General features: G+C 74.2%; 12 protein-coding genes. 9 read left to right on the forward strand and 3 right to left on the reverse strand.

What is annotated here, in order from left to right; all coding sequences use genetic code 11:
- Nucleotides 1-51: 51 nt before the first annotated feature.
- Nucleotides 52-288, reverse strand: coding sequence for a hypothetical protein (locus tag ACFWU6_RS02975; protein ID WP_383805513.1), 237 nt, complete (start codon nucleotides 286-288; stop codon nucleotides 52-54).
- 105 nt (nucleotides 289-393) lie between these two features.
- Here ACFWU6_RS02975 and ACFWU6_RS02980 point away from each other — a divergent pair, with 105 nt between their 5' ends.
- The 5 genes from ACFWU6_RS02980 to ACFWU6_RS03000 all read left to right on the forward strand — a co-directional run bounded on the left by ACFWU6_RS02980 (nucleotide 394) and on the right by ACFWU6_RS03000 (nucleotide 4651).
- Nucleotides 394-1929, forward strand: coding sequence for an ATP-dependent DNA ligase (locus ACFWU6_RS02980; RefSeq protein WP_383977925.1), 1536 nt, complete (start codon nucleotides 394-396; stop codon nucleotides 1927-1929).
- 64 nt (nucleotides 1930-1993) lie between these two features.
- A complete protein-coding gene (locus tag ACFWU6_RS02985; RefSeq protein ID WP_383977928.1) occupies nucleotides 1994-2716 on the forward strand; it encodes a helix-turn-helix domain-containing protein in 723 nt (240 codons plus the stop codon).
- Between the two features lie 16 nt (nucleotides 2717-2732).
- Nucleotides 2733-2999, forward strand: a complete 267-nt coding sequence (locus ACFWU6_RS02990; protein WP_383977931.1) for a DUF6126 family protein — start codon at nucleotides 2733-2735, stop codon at nucleotides 2997-2999.
- A gap of 93 nt (nucleotides 3000-3092) precedes the next feature.
- Nucleotides 3093-4175, forward strand: coding sequence for a dihydrodipicolinate reductase (locus ACFWU6_RS02995; RefSeq protein ID WP_383805506.1), 1083 nt, complete (start codon nucleotides 3093-3095; stop codon nucleotides 4173-4175).
- Complete coding sequence (locus ACFWU6_RS03000) at nucleotides 4172-4651, forward strand: carboxymuconolactone decarboxylase family protein (protein ID WP_383977933.1); 480 nt, start codon at nucleotides 4172-4174, stop codon at nucleotides 4649-4651. Before ACFWU6_RS02995 ends, ACFWU6_RS03000 begins: the two co-directional genes overlap by 4 nt.
- Before the next feature lie 61 nt (nucleotides 4652-4712).
- Here the strand turns inward: ACFWU6_RS03000 and ACFWU6_RS03005 are convergent, their stop codons facing one another.
- Entirely contained in the window at nucleotides 4713-6359 is a 1647-nt protein-coding gene (locus tag ACFWU6_RS03005; protein WP_383977935.1) for a GMC oxidoreductase, read from the reverse strand.
- Between the two features lie 144 nt (nucleotides 6360-6503).
- On the reverse strand, nucleotides 6504-8165 hold the full coding sequence (locus ACFWU6_RS03010) for an MFS transporter (RefSeq protein ID WP_383805500.1): 1662 nt from the start codon (nucleotides 8163-8165) through the stop codon (nucleotides 6504-6506).
- Nucleotides 8166-8344: 179 nt separating this feature from the next.
- Between ACFWU6_RS03010 and ACFWU6_RS03015 the strand changes: the two genes are divergently transcribed.
- From ACFWU6_RS03015 to ACFWU6_RS03030, 4 genes are all read left to right on the forward strand, one after another.
- A complete protein-coding gene (locus ACFWU6_RS03015) occupies nucleotides 8345-11905 on the forward strand; it encodes a S8 family serine peptidase (RefSeq protein WP_383977937.1) in 3561 nt (1186 codons plus the stop codon).
- Between the two features lie 151 nt (nucleotides 11906-12056).
- Nucleotides 12057-12920 (forward strand): hypothetical protein, encoded by an 864-nt coding sequence (locus ACFWU6_RS03020; RefSeq protein WP_383977940.1) that lies wholly within the window; start codon nucleotides 12057-12059, stop codon nucleotides 12918-12920.
- Between the two features lie 98 nt (nucleotides 12921-13018).
- A complete protein-coding gene (locus ACFWU6_RS03025) occupies nucleotides 13019-13447 on the forward strand; it encodes a hypothetical protein (protein WP_383977943.1) in 429 nt (142 codons plus the stop codon).
- A gap of 230 nt (nucleotides 13448-13677) precedes the next feature.
- Complete coding sequence (locus ACFWU6_RS03030) at nucleotides 13678-14691, forward strand: hypothetical protein (RefSeq protein ID WP_383977945.1); 1014 nt, start codon at nucleotides 13678-13680, stop codon at nucleotides 14689-14691.
- Nucleotides 14692-14713: the final 22 nt, after the last annotated feature.

Here is a 14713-nt window from a genome sequence, read left to right on the forward strand (position 1 = left end):
CGGGCCGACGCGCGTACCGCGCCCGCGGTACGCGGACTCCCCGCGGCCCGGTCAGTGAGCGTGCCAGTGGAACTTCCCGCCGCCGACCCACCGGACCTCGGCCGGGTCGTCCAGGTCGTGGATCGTGATGCCGAGGGCCGCGGCGGCCAGGACCACGTCCGTCATGGCCCTCGCGGTGCCGACGACCTCACCGTCGATCTCCACGACGCGGAACGGCGGGTCGCCGGGCTGTAGGCCGCCCACGCTGACCCGCGCCGAGGCAATGTAGGGACTCGCGCTTTCCGTCATACGGAGATCGCTTCCACGTCCGGGCCGGGCGTAATCGCGCTCGGGCCCCGCACCGGGTCCGGGGCCCGACCTGCGGGGCGCGCCGTCCGGCGGGAGGATGGCCGCATGCTGCTGGCAGACGTCGCGCGCGTGTCCCGGGAGGTCGCCGACACCTCCGCCCGCTCCCGCAAGGCGGCCCTCCTCGCGGAGCTCTTCTCCGCCGCGCCGCCGGAGGAGGCCGCCCTGGTGATCTCCTACCTGTCCGGGCGGCTCCCGCAGGGCCGCCCCGGCATCGGGTGGCGGACGCTGGGCCGGGAGGTGGAGCCCGCCCCGGCCCCCACCCTGACCGTGCCCGCCGTCGACGCCGCGGTCACCGAGCTCGCCGCCGTCGCCGGCACCGGGTCCCAGGCCGAGCGGCGCCGCATCCTCGACGCCCTGCTGGGCGCGGCCACCGAGCCGGAGCAGGCGTTCCTGCGCAGCCTGCTCTCGGGAGAAGTGCGCCAAGGGGCTCTCGACGCCGTGGCCCTGGAGGGTGTGGCCGCGGCCGCCGGGGTCCCGGCCGCCGCGCTGCGCCGGGCCGTGATGCTGGACGGCTCGCTGTCCCGGGTGGCCGGGGCCGTCCTGGCCGGGGGTGCGGCGGCGCTCGTCGGCTTCACCCTCCGGGTCGGACGGCCCGTCCAGCCCATGCTCGCGGGGACCGCGGCGTCGGTGGCCGAGGCGCTGGAGGCGCTCGGGCCCTGCGCCGTGGAGGAGAAGCTCGACGGCGTGCGCATCCAGGTCCACCGCCAGGGTGACGACGTACGGGTGTACACGCGCTCCCTGGACGAGATCACCGACCGGTTGCCCGAGGTGGTCGAACTGGCCCGGTCGCTGCCGGGGGAGCGCTTCATCCTCGACGGCGAGGTCATCGGCCGGACGGCGGACGGAAGGCCGGTCCCTTTCCAGAACGTGGCGAGCCGGGTCGGCTCCCGGACCGACGTGGCGTCCGCCCGCCGGACGCTGCCCCTCGCTCCCTTCTTCTTCGACGTGCTGGCCGCCGGGGACGAGGTGCTCCTCGACCTTCCCGTGCGCGAGCGCCACAGCGCGCTCAGCGCCCTCGTGCCCGAGTCGGCCCGGGTCCGCCGACTCGTCGTCGACGACCCGGAGGGGCAGGCGGCCCGCGCGGAGGAGTTCTGGAGCGAGACCCTGCGGCGCGGCCACGAGGGAGTGATGGTCAAGGCCCTCGACTCCGGCTACGCGGCCGGCCGGCGCGGCCGCAACTGGCTCAAGGTGAAGCCGGTGCACACGCTGGACCTCGTCGTGCTCGCAGCCGAGTGGGGCCACGGGCGGCGCACCGGACTGCTGTCGAACCTGCACCTGGGGGCGCGGACCGCCGACGGCGGGTACGCCATGCTCGGCAAGACCTTCAAGGGCCTCACCGACGAGATGCTGCGCTGGCAGACGCAGGCGCTGCGGGCCCTGGCCACCTCGGACGACGGGTTCACCGTGCGGGTGCGGCCCGAGCTGGTGGTGGAGATCGCCTACGACGGGCTGCAGCGCTCCCCGCGCTACCCGGCGGGGGTGGCGCTCCGCTTCGCCCGGGTTCTGCGGCACCGGCCGGACAAGAGTGCGCTGGAGGCCGACACCGTGGAGACGGTGACCGCGGGGGGCGCAGTGGGGTGAGGGGGTTTTTGCCTCAGAGGTAAGGTGGTTTGCCAGGAGGGTAAGGATCTGGCTCAATCGGACCATGACTCCCGGTTCCGCCCCCGGTTCCGACCCGGGCCCCCCGAACGGCTCCGACCACGCGGTCGTCCCCGTGGGCGGCGGCCCCGAGGCCGAGGCCGATGTCGACGCCGCCCCTGCCGATGGCGCTGCCGGCTCCGAGCTGCCCACCGTGGCGCCGCAGCTGCGCGACCTGCGCCGCCGCGCCGGCCTCACGCTGGAAGCCGCCGCCGCGCGGGCCCGCATGTCGCCCGCGCACCTGTCCCGGCTGGAGACCGGGCGGCGCCAACCGTCCCTGCCGCTCCTGCTCGAACTCGCCCGCACCTACGGTACGACCGTCTCCGAGCTGCTCGGCGAGGCCCCCGCCGTCGCCGACCCCATCGTACGGGCCGGCGGCCCGGGGGCCCGCGAGTCCGACGGCTGGACGTACTGGCAGGCGGGCGGCTCCGGGAAGGCCATGCAGCCGCTGCGCGTGCACGTCCCGTACGGGCGCAGCCAGGGCGAGCTGGTCCGCGTCCACCCCGGTGAGGAGTGGCTGTACGTCCTGCAGGGGCGGTTGCGGCTGCACCTGGGGGAGACCGAGCACCTGCTGGAGCCGGGGGACAGCGCGCACTTCGATTCTCTGACCCCGCACCGCATCGGCGCGCCCGCGCCGGGCGGGGCAGAGCTGCTGTTCGTCCACACGCTGCTGCAGAGCAGCCTCGCCGGGCTCTGCCTCGGCGCCGGCACGACCACGCACCGCCGATAGCCGAGGAGCCGTACCCATGTCGCAGGGAGAGAACGTGTCACAGGTGTCACAGGCAGCGCAGGTGCCGGAGGCGGCCGGGGCACTGCCGCACACCGAGGCGCCGCCGCACACCGAGGCGCCGCACAGCGAGGTGGCTGCGCAAGCGCCGGGGACGCTGCGCGCGCGCTTCGAGTCGAAGTTCCCCCGCGGTCTGGTGATCCGGCTGATCGCCTACCTGTTCGTCGGCCACCTCTTCGCCTTCTTCGTCTACCTCCTCTTCGTCCTGGGCGCCGAGAACCAGTGACACCGGGGGCGGCGCGCGGCCCGGGCGCCGCCGCCCGCGACTGCACGCCGCTCGTCTCTGGAAACATGCAGGTCCTGTCGCTACCCTCCGCGCATGATTTCCACGGTTGTCTGGGGTACCGGCAACGTCGGCCGTCTGGCCATCCGCGCCGTCGAGGCCCATCCGGCACTGAAACTCACCGCTGTCATCGTCCACGATCCGGCCAAGGTCGGCCGCGATGCCGGCGAACTGGGCGGCCTGGACCACCTGGTGGGGGTCGAGGCCACCGACGACGTCGAGGCCGTCCTGGCCGCCCGCCCACGGGCCGTGGTCTACGCGGCCTCGGGGGACGTCCGTCCCGACGACGCCCTCGCGGACATCACCCGGGCCGTCCACTCCGGCGCGGTGGTCGTCAGCCCCGCGCTCTATCCGCTCTACGACCACCGCAGCGCCCCGCCCGAGTTCAGGGACCCGGTGCTGGCCGCCGTCGCCGAGGGCGGCGGCTCGTTCTTTGCCTCCGGCGTCGATCCGGGCTGGGGCAACGACGTGCTCCCGCTGCTGCTCAGCGGACTCGGCACCACCGTCGACGTGATCCGCTGCCAGGAGATCTTCGACTACTCCACCTACGACCAGCCGGACTCCGTCCGCTACCTGGTCGGTATGGGCCAGCCCATGGAGTACGAGCCCATGATGCTCCTGCCCTCGATCCCCACCATGGTGTGGGGCGGGCAGATACGGATGATGGCGCGGGCGCTGGGCGTCGAACTCGACGGGATACGCGAGACGTCGGACCGGCGGGCGCTGGACACCACGGTCACCACGCGCACCATGGGCGAGTTCGAGGCCGGCACGCAGGGCGCCATCCGCTTCGAGGTGCAGGGCATCGTCGGGGGCGAACCCCGCATCGTCATCGAACACGTCACCCGCATCCACCCGTCGTGCGCGCCGGACTGGCCCTCGCCGCCCGGCGGGGGCGACGGCGCCCACCGCGTCGTCATCGAGGGCCGCCCCCGCATCGAGGTCACCATCGAGGCCACCGACGAAGGGGAGAACCGTTCCGCCGGCGGGAACGCCACCGCCGTCGGCCGCTTGGTCGGCGCCATCGACTGGCTCGTCGCGGCGGAACCGGGACTGTACGACGCCCTCGACGTCCCGCTGCGCCCCGCCACGGGCAAACTCGGAAGGAAGCAGTCATGAAGATCGACATTCCCGAAGGCCAGCACCCGATCGAGTACGTGTGGGGAGACATGGTCCCCGGCATCGGCATGGCTGCGGCCAACTTCTCCCTGTCGGTGTACGCCCACACCACGCTGGGGCTGCGCGAGTTCGAGGCCGCCCGGCTGCGCGTCGCGCAGATCAACGGGTGCGTCTTCTGCCTGGACTGGCGTACCGAGCGGGATGGGGAGAAGGTCGAGGAGGAGTTCGCGGACGCCGTCACCGCATGGCGCACCACGGACCGCTTCGACGAGCGGACCCGGCTGGCGGCGGAGTACGCCGAGCGCTACACCCTGGACCACCACGGTCTCGACGAGGAGTTCTGGGACCGCATGACCGGGCACTACAGCCAGCTGGAGATCGTGGAGCTGACGATGAGCATCGGGTCCTGGCTGGCCTTCGGGCGGCTCAACCACGTGCTCGGCCTGGACAGCGTCTGCATGCTGCCGGGCCGCTGACATGGGTCCGGGGCCGCTCGGTACATCCGATCGGCCCCGGTCCGTGCGTGCCGCCGCCCGGCTACAGGTCGGTGGCGATGATGTTCTCGATGTTCCGCTCCGCGAGCGCCGTGATGGTGACGAACGGGTTGACGCTGGTGTTGCCGGGGATCAGCGCTCCGTCGATCACGTACAGGCCGCTGTAGCCGTGCAGACGGCCGTAGTTGTCGGTGGCCTTGTTGAGCACCGCACCGCCGAGCGGGTGGTAGGTGAGGTGGTCGCCCCAGATCTTGTTGAGGCCGAAGAGGTCGGTACGGTAGATCGTCCCCTCCTTTCTGTTGATCTTGTCGAAGATGGTCTTGGCCATGTCGATGGACGCCTGCTTCCAGGCCGTCTGCCAGTTGAGGTCGACCTTGCCCGCCGCCGCGTTCCAGGAGAACTCGGCGCGGTGCGGGTTCCTGGTGATCGACAGGTAGAAGGAGGCGTACGTCTCGATCCCGGTCGGCAGCGGTGCCACCTCGGCGAACGCGCCGCCCGCGTCCCAGTTGTCGATGCCGCCGCAGGGGATGGCGGCCTGGACCTTGCCGGTCGCGTCCCACATGTGGTTCGCGCGGCCGCACATGACGTTGCCGTTGTCGCCCCATCCCTTGCCGATCTCGTTGTTCAGGTGGGGCAGGGCGCCGGTGGCCTTCAGTCTGACGAGGAGCTTGCTGGTGCCGACGCTGCCGGCCGCGAAGAAGACCCGGTCGGCGGTGACGGTCTTGGTGGCCACCACGCCGCCGTCGGTGGTGAGCTGGTTGATGGTGACGGTGTAGCCGCCGCCGGTGGCCGGGGCGACCGAGGTGACCTGGTGCAGGGGCGAGATGCTGACCTTGCCGGTGGCCTTGGCGGCCGCGATGTAGGTCTGCTGGAGCGACTTCTTGCCGTGGTTGTTGCCGTAGAGGATCTCCCCGCTCACCGCGGACTTGGGGACCGTGCCGGCGGCCTCCTGCTTCATGTAGTCCCAGTCGTACACGTCCGGGACGAAGACGAAGGGGAAGCCGGAGCGCTGGGCGTGCTTGCGGCCGACACGGGCGTACTGGTAGCAGTCGACGGTGTCGAACCAGGCGGGGTCGATGAGGCCCACCCCGAGTCCGGCGTTGGCACGGGGGTAGTAGGTGGTGTACATCTCGTCGGCGTTCACCGAGGGGAGCACGGCGCTGAAGTTCTGCCGCTTGGGCGTGACGGCCATACCGCCGTTGACGAGCGAGCCGCCGCCGACCCCGCGGCCCTGGTAGACGGTGATGCCGCCCATTTCCTCGGCGTCCAGGATGCCCGTGTACCTGGGGACGTTCTTGTCGATGGGGAATCCGAGGAAGTTGCTGAGCGGCGCCTTGGTCCTCGTGCGCAGCCAGTAGGAGCGGTAGTCCGGGTTGGTGGTGTGGGCGAAGATCTTGCCGTCGCTGCCCGGGGTGTCCCAGGCCATGCCCATCTCGATCATGTGCACGCTCACCCCTGCCTGGGCCAGGCGCAGGGCGGCGACCGAGCCTCCGTATCCCGTGCCGATCACCAGGACCGGGACGCGGGCGCCGTTGTCGATGGCGGCGGTGGCCGCGGAGGCGGCCGCGGCATGCGCGGGGGCGACGTTGGCGGAGAGGGCAACGGCCCCCAGAATGGAACCTGTTCTTGCAAGGAATCCGCGGCGGGAGAAGCCGTTGGAGCCGGTACCGGGCAGGCCATTGTCGCCCATGTGACGTTCCTCACTCTCGGCTGAATGAGAACGAGTTCTACTGCTACGTGCGTGTGAAGTCACTACATACCTCTTGGTAACTTCGCGACTTCCGGCCAACCGCGCACCCTGCGCGGCCGGTTCCCGGCCGCGCGCCCGCAGGACTCACCGCTCCGCCGCCGCCGGGGGTTCCAGCGGTGGAGCGGTGACCGCGCACTGCGTACGGCACTGCGGCTGCGCGTGCCGAGCCCCGGGCGCCGGGTTCCGCACGGTTGCCCACGCCAGCACGGATCCGGCCACCAGGATGCCCGCGCACCACAGCATCGACCGCCCGAAGGCCGCGTCGAACTGGACCGCCGAGCGGTACGCCTCCGGACCCATTCCGGCCAGCAGCGGCAGCGCCGCCACCGCCAGCAGGCCCGCGGCCCGCGCCGCGGCGTTGTTGATGCCGCTGGCCAGCCCCGCCCGGCCGGGGTCCACCGAGGACAGCACGGCCGACGTCAGCGGAGCCACCAGGGTCACCATGCCCGCGCCCATCACCAGCAGGGCCGGCAGCACGTCCCGTACGTACGCGGCCCCGGGCCCCACCCGCAGCATCAGCAGCATTCCGGCCGCGCACAGCAGCGGCCCGAGGGTGAGCGGGATGCGCGGCCCGATCCGCTCGCCGAGCTCCCCCGACCGGGCCGAGAGCAGCAGCATCAACGCGGTGGTGGGCAGCAGGGCGGCCCCGGAGGCGAGGGCGGAGTACCCGGACACCACCTGGAGCTGGAGCACGACCAGGAAGAAGAAGCCGCCGAAGGCCGCGTACACGCACAGCGTGACCAGGTTGACCGCGGTGAACTGCCGCGAGGAGAAGATGTCCGGGGGCACCATCGGGTCGGCGCGCGTGCGCTCCACGTACACGAACGCGCAGCCCAGCAGGACGCCGCCGGCCGCGGCGGCGATCACCGGCGCGGTGGCGGACCGGGCCTCGATCAGCGCGTAGGTCACCAGGGCGAGCGAGGCCGCGCCCAGCACCGCGCCCACCACGTCGAACCGCCCGTGCGCGTGCGGATCGCGGGACTCCGGTACGTGCCGCAGGGCCACCGGGACACACACCGCTGCGACCGGCACGTTCAGCAGGAACACCCAGCGCCAGCCGGGCCCGTCCACCAGCCAGCCCCCGAGGAACGGGCCCACGGCCGCCCCGACCCCGCCCAGACCGGACCAGAGGCCCACGGCCCGGCCCCGGTCCTCGCCGCGGATCGAGCCCTGGATCAGCGCGAGCGAGCCCGGGGTCAGCAGCGCACCGCCGACGCCCTGGAGGGCGCGGGCGGCGATCAGCACCCCGGCGTTCGGCGCGATGCCGCACAGCAGCGAGGCCACCGCGAACCACACCACGCCCAGTACGAAGATCCGCCGGCGTCCGTAGCGGTCGCCCAGCGCCCCGCCGACGAGGATCAGTGAGGCCAGGGTCAGCAGGTAGGCGTTGACCGTCCACTGCAGGACGGCCAGATCGGCGCCGAGGTCCCGCCCGATGCTGGGCAGCGCCACGTTGACCACGGTCGAGTCCAGCAGCGCCATCGCCGACCCGAGCACGGTGGTGAGCAGGATCCACCGGCCGCGAGCGGAGGCGATGGGGACCCCGGGGGGCCCGGGCGAGCCCGCGGTCCGGTCGGCGGAGGACCCGGGGGGAGGTCCGACGGGCGGGGTGGCGCGAGCTTCGCGGGACGGTCCGCCGGGCGGCCCCACGGGTGGTTCGGCGGGCGGTTTCACCGACGGCCCTACGGGCGGGTCGGCGGGAGGTTCCACCGGCGGTTCGGCGGGCGGTTCGGCGGGCGCGGTCATGTCCTCAGGCTGGCCCGCGCGGCGGCGCGGGGCCACCCGGCAGGCCGGGCCGGCCACGGCCCGGGACGGCTCATTTGGCCCTCTTGTAATGGGCATGGCATGTGGATCACCATGACCCGCGCACGTCACACACACGTCTTTCCCGCACATCCCGCACACGGCGTACGAGGAGACCACACGTGGCACAACACGCCAGACGATCCTTACGGGCAGCCGTCGCAGCCCTCACCTCGCTCCTGTTGGTCCCCCTCGGCGCGGGCGTCGCCGCGGCTGCCCCGGACCCCGGGCCCGCCCCGAGCGCGGCCGAGCGCAAGATCGAACCCAAGCTCCGCACCCAGCTCGACGCGTCCGCCAAAGCGGTCTTCTGGGTGTACCTCGACAGCGCCGCCGACCTGACCGCCGCGGGGAGGCAGCAGACCCGCGCCGCCAAGGCCGCCACCGTGCTCCGGGCCAAGAAGGACCACGCCGCGCGCAGCCAGGCCGAGGTGCTCAAGGCACTGGACGGCGCCAAGGCCGAGTACACCTCGTACTGGATCGTCAACGCGGTCCGGGTCGTCGGCAGCGAGAAGCTCGCGGGCACCCTCGCGCAGCGCCCCGAGGTCTCCCGGATCGACGCCGACGACAAGGTCGCCCTCCCCGAGCCCGCCGAGGGCGAGCGGGAGAAAGCCTCCGCCGACGCCGTCGAGTGGAACATCGACCGGATCAAGGCCCCGCAGGTGTGGGAGCAGGCCGGGGTGCGCGGCGAGGGCATCGTCGTCGCCAACATCGACAGCGGTGTCGACCACACCCACCCGGCCGTCGCCGGGCAGTACCGCGGCCGGGCCGCTGACGGGTCGTACGACCACGACTACAACTGGTTCGACCCGGCGGGCGTCTGCGCCACGGCCGCCCCCTGCGACAACAACGACCACGGCACCCACACCATGGGGACGATGGTCGGCGACGACGGCGGCGCCAACAAGATCGGCGTGGCACCGGGCGCCAAGTGGATCGCCGCCAAGGGCTGCGAGACCAACTCCTGCTCCGAGGCCTCCCTGCTCGCCTCCGGGCAGTGGATCGTCGCCCCGACCGACCTGAACGGCCAGAACCCGCGCCCCGACCTCGCTCCGCACGTGGTGAACAACTCGTGGGGAAGCTCGGCGCACGACGACTGGTACCAGCAGATCGTGGACACCTGGCGCGCCGCCGGCATCTTCCCGGCCTTCAGCAACGGGAACGCCGGCCCGAGCTGCTCCACCAGCGGCTCACCCGGTGACTACGCGAGCTCCTACAGCTCCGGCGCCTTCGACATCAACAACACCATCGCCTCGTTCTCCTCGCGCGGCGCGGGCCCCGGCGGCCTCGTCAAGCCCAACATCGCCGCCCCCGGAGTGAACGTCCGCTCCTCCGTACCCGGTGGTGCGTACGAGGCCTTCTCCGGCACGTCCATGGCCTCGCCCCACACCGCGGCCACCGTGGCCCTCCTGTGGTCCGCGGCCCCGGCCCTCGAAGGGGACGTCGCGCAGACCGAAGCGCTCCTGGACGGCACCGCCCAGGACACGGACAGCGGCCAGTGCGGCGGCTCCGCCGCCGACAACAACGTCTTCGGCGAGGGCAGGCTCGACGCCCTCGCCGCCGTCAACGCCGCCCCGCGCGGCGCGATCGGCGCCCTCGGCGGCACCGTGCGCTCCGGCGGCCTGCCCGTCGCGGGCGTGAAGGTCACCGCCGACGGCCCGATCGACCGTACGGCGACCACCGGCGCCGACGGCAGCTACGCCTTCGCCTCGCTCTCGGTCGGCGACTACGCCCTGACCGCCTCGAAATTCGGCTACGGCCCGCAGAGCGCCACCGTGGCCGTGACCGAGAACGCCACCGCCACCGGCGACTTCACCCTCACCCAGGCGGCTTCCGGCCGGCTGACCGGCACGGTCTCCTCCGCCGCCGGCCCCGCGGCGGGCACCACCGTCACCGTCGCGGACACCCCGGTTACGGCGACCACCGACGCGCAGGGCCGCTTCGAGGTCACCCTGCCGCACGGCACGTACACCGTGAACGCCACCGGCACCTCCCGGTGCGTCACCGCAGGCAGCGCCCAGGTGACCGTCGCGGGCGACACCACCGTCGCCGTCACCCTGCCCGAGCGCACGGACGGCTACGGCTACGCCTGCGCCGCCGCCGGCGACCGGCCGTACCAGCCCGGCAGCCGCCAGCTCGCGCTGGCCGGCGACAACACCACCGAGCGCGTCGAGCTGCCCTTCCCGCTGCCGCTGTACGGAAAGACGTACGGCCAGGCCTGGATCGGCACCAACGGCACCGTCAGCTTCGGCGGCAACCACACCGGCGACATCAACGGGGACCTCCCGAGCACGGCCACGCCCAACGCGGCCCTCTACCCCTTCTGGGACGACCTGGTCGTGGGCGCGCCGGGCAGCGGCTCCGGCGTGTTCACCGCCGTCACCGGCACCGCCCCGCACCGCAGCTACGTGATCGAGTGGCGCGACGTCGCCCACTGGTCGGCGCAGGCCGAGAAGTTCTCCTTCTCGGCGGCGATCGGCGAGGACGGCGCCGTCTCCTACTCCTACAAGGGCACGGGCGGCACCGGCATCAAGGGCGGCTCCACGGCCACCGTCGGCGTGGAGAACGCGGCCGGCACCGACGCGTTCAAGTACTCCTTCAACACCCCCGTCATCTCCGACGGCCTCTCCATCGCCTTCCGCACCACCAGGAGCGGTGTGGTGGCGGGCCGGGTGCTCGACGCGAACGACGGCAACGGGGTCGCGGGCGCCACGGTGAGCGTCGGCACGGGTGAGTCGGCCGTGTCGGCGACGACGGCCGCGGACGGCGGGTACGTCGTCCAGAGCCCCGCGGGCCGGACCTCCGTCTCGGTCTCGGCGCCCCAGTACGAGGCCGTCACCACGGCGGTGGACGTCAAGCCCGCCGACGTCACGGCCGTGACCCAGTCCCTGCGGACGGGCCGGGTGACCGCCTCCAGGCCGGCCGTGGACATCGTCCTCCTGCCCGGCCAGAAGCGTACGAGGACCCTCGACCTGACCAACCCGGGCCTCGGCACGGCGTTCACCGTCACCGAGGACGCGGCCTGGCTGACGGCGACCCCGGCCACTGGGGACCTCCCCACCGGGGGCAAGGCCCCGGTCACCCTGTCCGTCGACACGACCGGCCTGGCGCCGGGCACCGTCCTGACCGCCGACCTGCGGATCGCCTCGGCGAGCGGCCGGACCCCGGTCCTCACCGTCCCGGTCAAGGTGGTCGTCCCGCGCTACCAGGCAGCCCTGGACGCGGGCTCGGACTACGCGGCGACGGACGGCCTGGGCGACGCGTGGTCCCCGGACCGCAGGTACACGGCCGGCTCCTACGGCTACCAGGGCAACGCCTCCGTCCAGGCCACCGGCCGCACCATCGCCGGCACGGAGGACCAGAAGCTGTACCGCACCGCCCGTGAGGGCATGTACGAGTACCGCTTCGACAACGTCCCCAACGGCACCTACACGGTCGAGCTGGGCTTCGCCGAGCTCTCCTCGACCAAACCGAACAAGCGCGTCTTCGACGTCCTGGCCGAGGGCGCGCAGGTCCTGCCCTCCCTCGACGTCTCCCTGGAGGCGGGCACCTACACGGCCCTGAACCGCACCTACACCGTGACGGTCACGGACGGGGCCCTCAACATCCGCTTCGTCACGCACAGCGGATTCGGCAAGCCCCTGCTGAACACCCTGCGGGTGACGGACCGCCCCGACAAGAGCTGACGGAGCGGGTCCGAAGGGGGGCGGGGTGCCCGCGGGGCCCCGCCCCCTCCCGTACGGCCGCGCGGCCCGGCCAGAGCATTCGGGTGGCGCGGCGGACGCACCGGTGCGAGGAGCCGGGCGGCCGGGGGCCGGCTCGCTAGCGTGAGCGACCATGACGCTCCTGAGCGACCAGGCCGAAGACATCCGGGCCCTCGTGGAGGCCGCCGACCCCGACGCGGTCTGGGCCGTCGGGGGACCCGAGGGCGTCCACGCGGCATCGGCCGCCCGTGAGGCCGCGAACCCGGGGGCCGCCGCACAGGCGGAGGAGCCCGGCCGAAAGGACGCCGATTCCGGCCGGGGCGGCTTCGAATCCGGTGGGGGCGCGCGAGGAGCCGCCCGGGCCGCCGGAGCCGTCGGACAGGCCGGGCGGGGCGGGGACGCCCTCCTCGACGTCGGCGGGCTCATCGCCGTCCTGGCCCTGTGGCCCGCCATCGGGAGCCTCGTCGACGAGGGGGCGCTCCACCTGCACACGCCGCTGACCGCATACGGGGACCCCGACGCCGCCCCCGGCATCACCGCGCACCACCTCCTCACCCACCCGGAGGGCAGTGCCGCGCTCACCCGCCTCGCCGAGCGCCTCTCCGGCACCTCCCTCGCCGAGCTCGCCGCCGCGCGTGTGTGGCACCCCCTCGGCATGACCCGCACCCACCTCGCCGACGGCACCCTGCGGGCCCCCCTTGCCGACCTCGTCCGCTTTCCGCGCCACCTCCTGGCCGCGGACGGACCGGGCGTGGCCCCGGGCTGGACCGCCGAGTCGCTGCGCATCCGCACCGGCGAACTCACCCCCGCCCGCGGCCTCCTCTGGCACCCGGCACCCCACGGCGTCTGGGCCCACCACGCTCCCGAGCCCGCAGCGCCCGCCCTCTGGGTCGCTCCCCGCCGCCACCGCTGGGCGCTCCTGCTCCCGACCGCCGGCCACGGCGCGTTCCGCACCGCCTTCCGGGAGGCCGTCTTCGCCTCGCCGTCCGCCGGCTGAAGCCGCCGGCGGAGGACACCCGGAGCGCGGAGCCGCCCGGCGCGACGTACGGTGATGCCGATGTCACCGAACGTCGACCCCCGGCTGGAGGTACACGCATGCGTACGGTCCACACCGCCGCCCTCGGCGGCTTCGGCGCCCTCCTCGTCCGCGGCCTCACCGGCGCCCGTGCCGCCCGCCGCCCCGGCGAATCCCGCACCCCGGCCGATGCCCTGCCCGCCCTGCGCACCCGGCACGGCTACGGGCCCCGCCTCATGCGGACCGGGTCCGGAAGGACGGTCCTGGTCCTCCTCGACCCCGGGGACCTGACCCTCTTCCACGCCGGACCCCCGGGCGTCCTGGCGGCCGAGCCGCCGCCCGAGTACCGGGCCCCGTACGCGACCGACCCCGCCGCCACCGGCTGCGACCACGGTCGTCCCCGCCCGGAAAGGCGCCGCATCGACACCGAGGCACTGGCCCCGGGGGTCCCCGTACACCCCTCGTACGAGCCGTTCCTCGCCGCCTCGCCGAGCAGGCACGGCACCTGACGGCACCCGACGCCCTCGGACGGCTCTGCGCCGAGGTCCTGCGGGGCCGCCGGATCGTGGGCGCCCGGCCCGTCCTCGACCGGTGGGTCCGCTCCCCGAGACGCTCGCCCCGGAAGCCATCCGGCTCGTGCCGGCCCGCCGCTGACAGCGCGTCGGCGCTGCCGACGCCCCGGCCGTCCGCCCGCCCCGCATCCGATGCCCGAGCCCTGCCGACCCCATACGAGGACCTCATGCCCGACGCCGCGACCTCCGCGTCCACCACCCCGGACGCCGTCCTGCTCGACGCCCTGTGCCGCGACCTCGCCGAAACCGCCGACACCGTCGGCGAGGCCGCGCGCTTCGCCTCCGGACTGGCCCTCGGGGCGCGGCTGCCCGCGACCGCCCTCGCCCGGGGCGGCCGCCGACGACTCGCGTGGCGCACCCTGCTGCGCACCCTCACCGACCCCGCGGGTCTCGGCTGGGCGGTGCGCGGCCGCGGCGCGGCCCGGGCCGGGCGGCTCGCCGGGATGCTGGCGGGCCGGGAGAACCTCGCCGTCAGCGTGGCCGTGTGCGGACTGCGGACCCGGATCGCGGCCGCGGGCGCGGGACGCCCCGAACTCCTCCTGGACCCGGGCGCCGCGGCGGTGCTCGGCGCGGCCGGAGAAGGCCGGCAGGCCGACGCCGCCCGCCTGTTCCGGGCGCTGGTGCGCGACCGGGGCGCCGGCCCCGCCTTCGCCCTGCTGGCGCCCTCGTTCGCCGACATCCTCGCCTGGAACGCCCTGACCGACGCGAACCCGTTCAACGACCACGCCGGCTGGCAGGTGGCCACCGGCCGGGCCGCGACCGCCGAACCGCTCCTGGGCCTCGGGGCCGCCCTCTGGGCCTTCTGCGGTCCGGACCGGGGCGTCGCCCCCACCGGGCCGGAACGCCCGGCCGCTCGGCCCGCGCCGCCGCGCAGCCGAGACGCGGCGGAGCCGCAGCGACCCGCCGCCGGGCCCGGGGCGCCCGCCCGGGGCAAGGCCCTCCGGCCCCGTACGCGGCGGCCCGGCCCCCCGGCGGCGGGCCTGCGCGGCCACGCCGAAGCACTGCGCGCACACGCCCGGCGGCTGCACGCGACCGTCGTCCCCGTCGCGGCCGTGTGGCCGGGCAGCCGCTCCGAGGCGCTGCGCGTCGAGGTCACCGGCTTCGCCGACCGCTGCGCGACCGCGGCGAACGGCTTCGCCCTGGCGGCCGCCCACCTCGACGCGGAGCACCCGCCGCACTGACCCCGAGGGGCCCGGTGCGGCG

The organism is Streptomyces sp. NPDC058674, from assembly GCF_042716505.1.
Lineage (GTDB): Bacteria > Actinomycetota > Actinomycetes > Streptomycetales > Streptomycetaceae > Streptomyces.

Excerpts from the sequence above, each read along its gene's own strand:
- ACFWU6_RS02995 (WP_383805506.1), top strand. The coding sequence starts at position 3,093 with ATGATTTCCACGGTTGTCTGGGGTACCGGCAACGTCGGCCGTCTGGCC.
- ACFWU6_RS03005 (WP_383977935.1), bottom strand. The coding sequence starts at position 6,359 with ATGGGCGACAATGGCCTGCCCGGTACCGGCTCCAACGGCTTCTCCCGC.
- ACFWU6_RS02980 (WP_383977925.1), top strand. The coding sequence starts at position 394 with ATGCTGCTGGCAGACGTCGCGCGCGTGTCCCGGGAGGTCGCCGACACC.
- ACFWU6_RS03025 (WP_383977943.1), top strand. The coding sequence starts at position 13,019 with ATGCGTACGGTCCACACCGCCGCCCTCGGCGGCTTCGGCGCCCTCCTC.
- ACFWU6_RS03030 (WP_383977945.1), top strand. The coding sequence starts at position 13,678 with ATGCCCGACGCCGCGACCTCCGCGTCCACCACCCCGGACGCCGTCCTG.
- ACFWU6_RS03010 (WP_383805500.1), bottom strand. The coding sequence starts at position 8,165 with ATGACCGCGCCCGCCGAACCGCCCGCCGAACCGCCGGTGGAACCTCCC.
- ACFWU6_RS02990 (WP_383977931.1), top strand. The coding sequence starts at position 2,733 with ATGTCGCAGGGAGAGAACGTGTCACAGGTGTCACAGGCAGCGCAGGTG.
- ACFWU6_RS03020 (WP_383977940.1), top strand. The coding sequence starts at position 12,057 with ATGACGCTCCTGAGCGACCAGGCCGAAGACATCCGGGCCCTCGTGGAG.
- ACFWU6_RS03000 (WP_383977933.1), top strand. The coding sequence starts at position 4,172 with ATGAAGATCGACATTCCCGAAGGCCAGCACCCGATCGAGTACGTGTGG.
- ACFWU6_RS02985 (WP_383977928.1), top strand. The coding sequence starts at position 1,994 with ATGACTCCCGGTTCCGCCCCCGGTTCCGACCCGGGCCCCCCGAACGGC.
- ACFWU6_RS02975 (WP_383805513.1), bottom strand. The coding sequence starts at position 288 with ATGACGGAAAGCGCGAGTCCCTACATTGCCTCGGCGCGGGTCAGCGTG.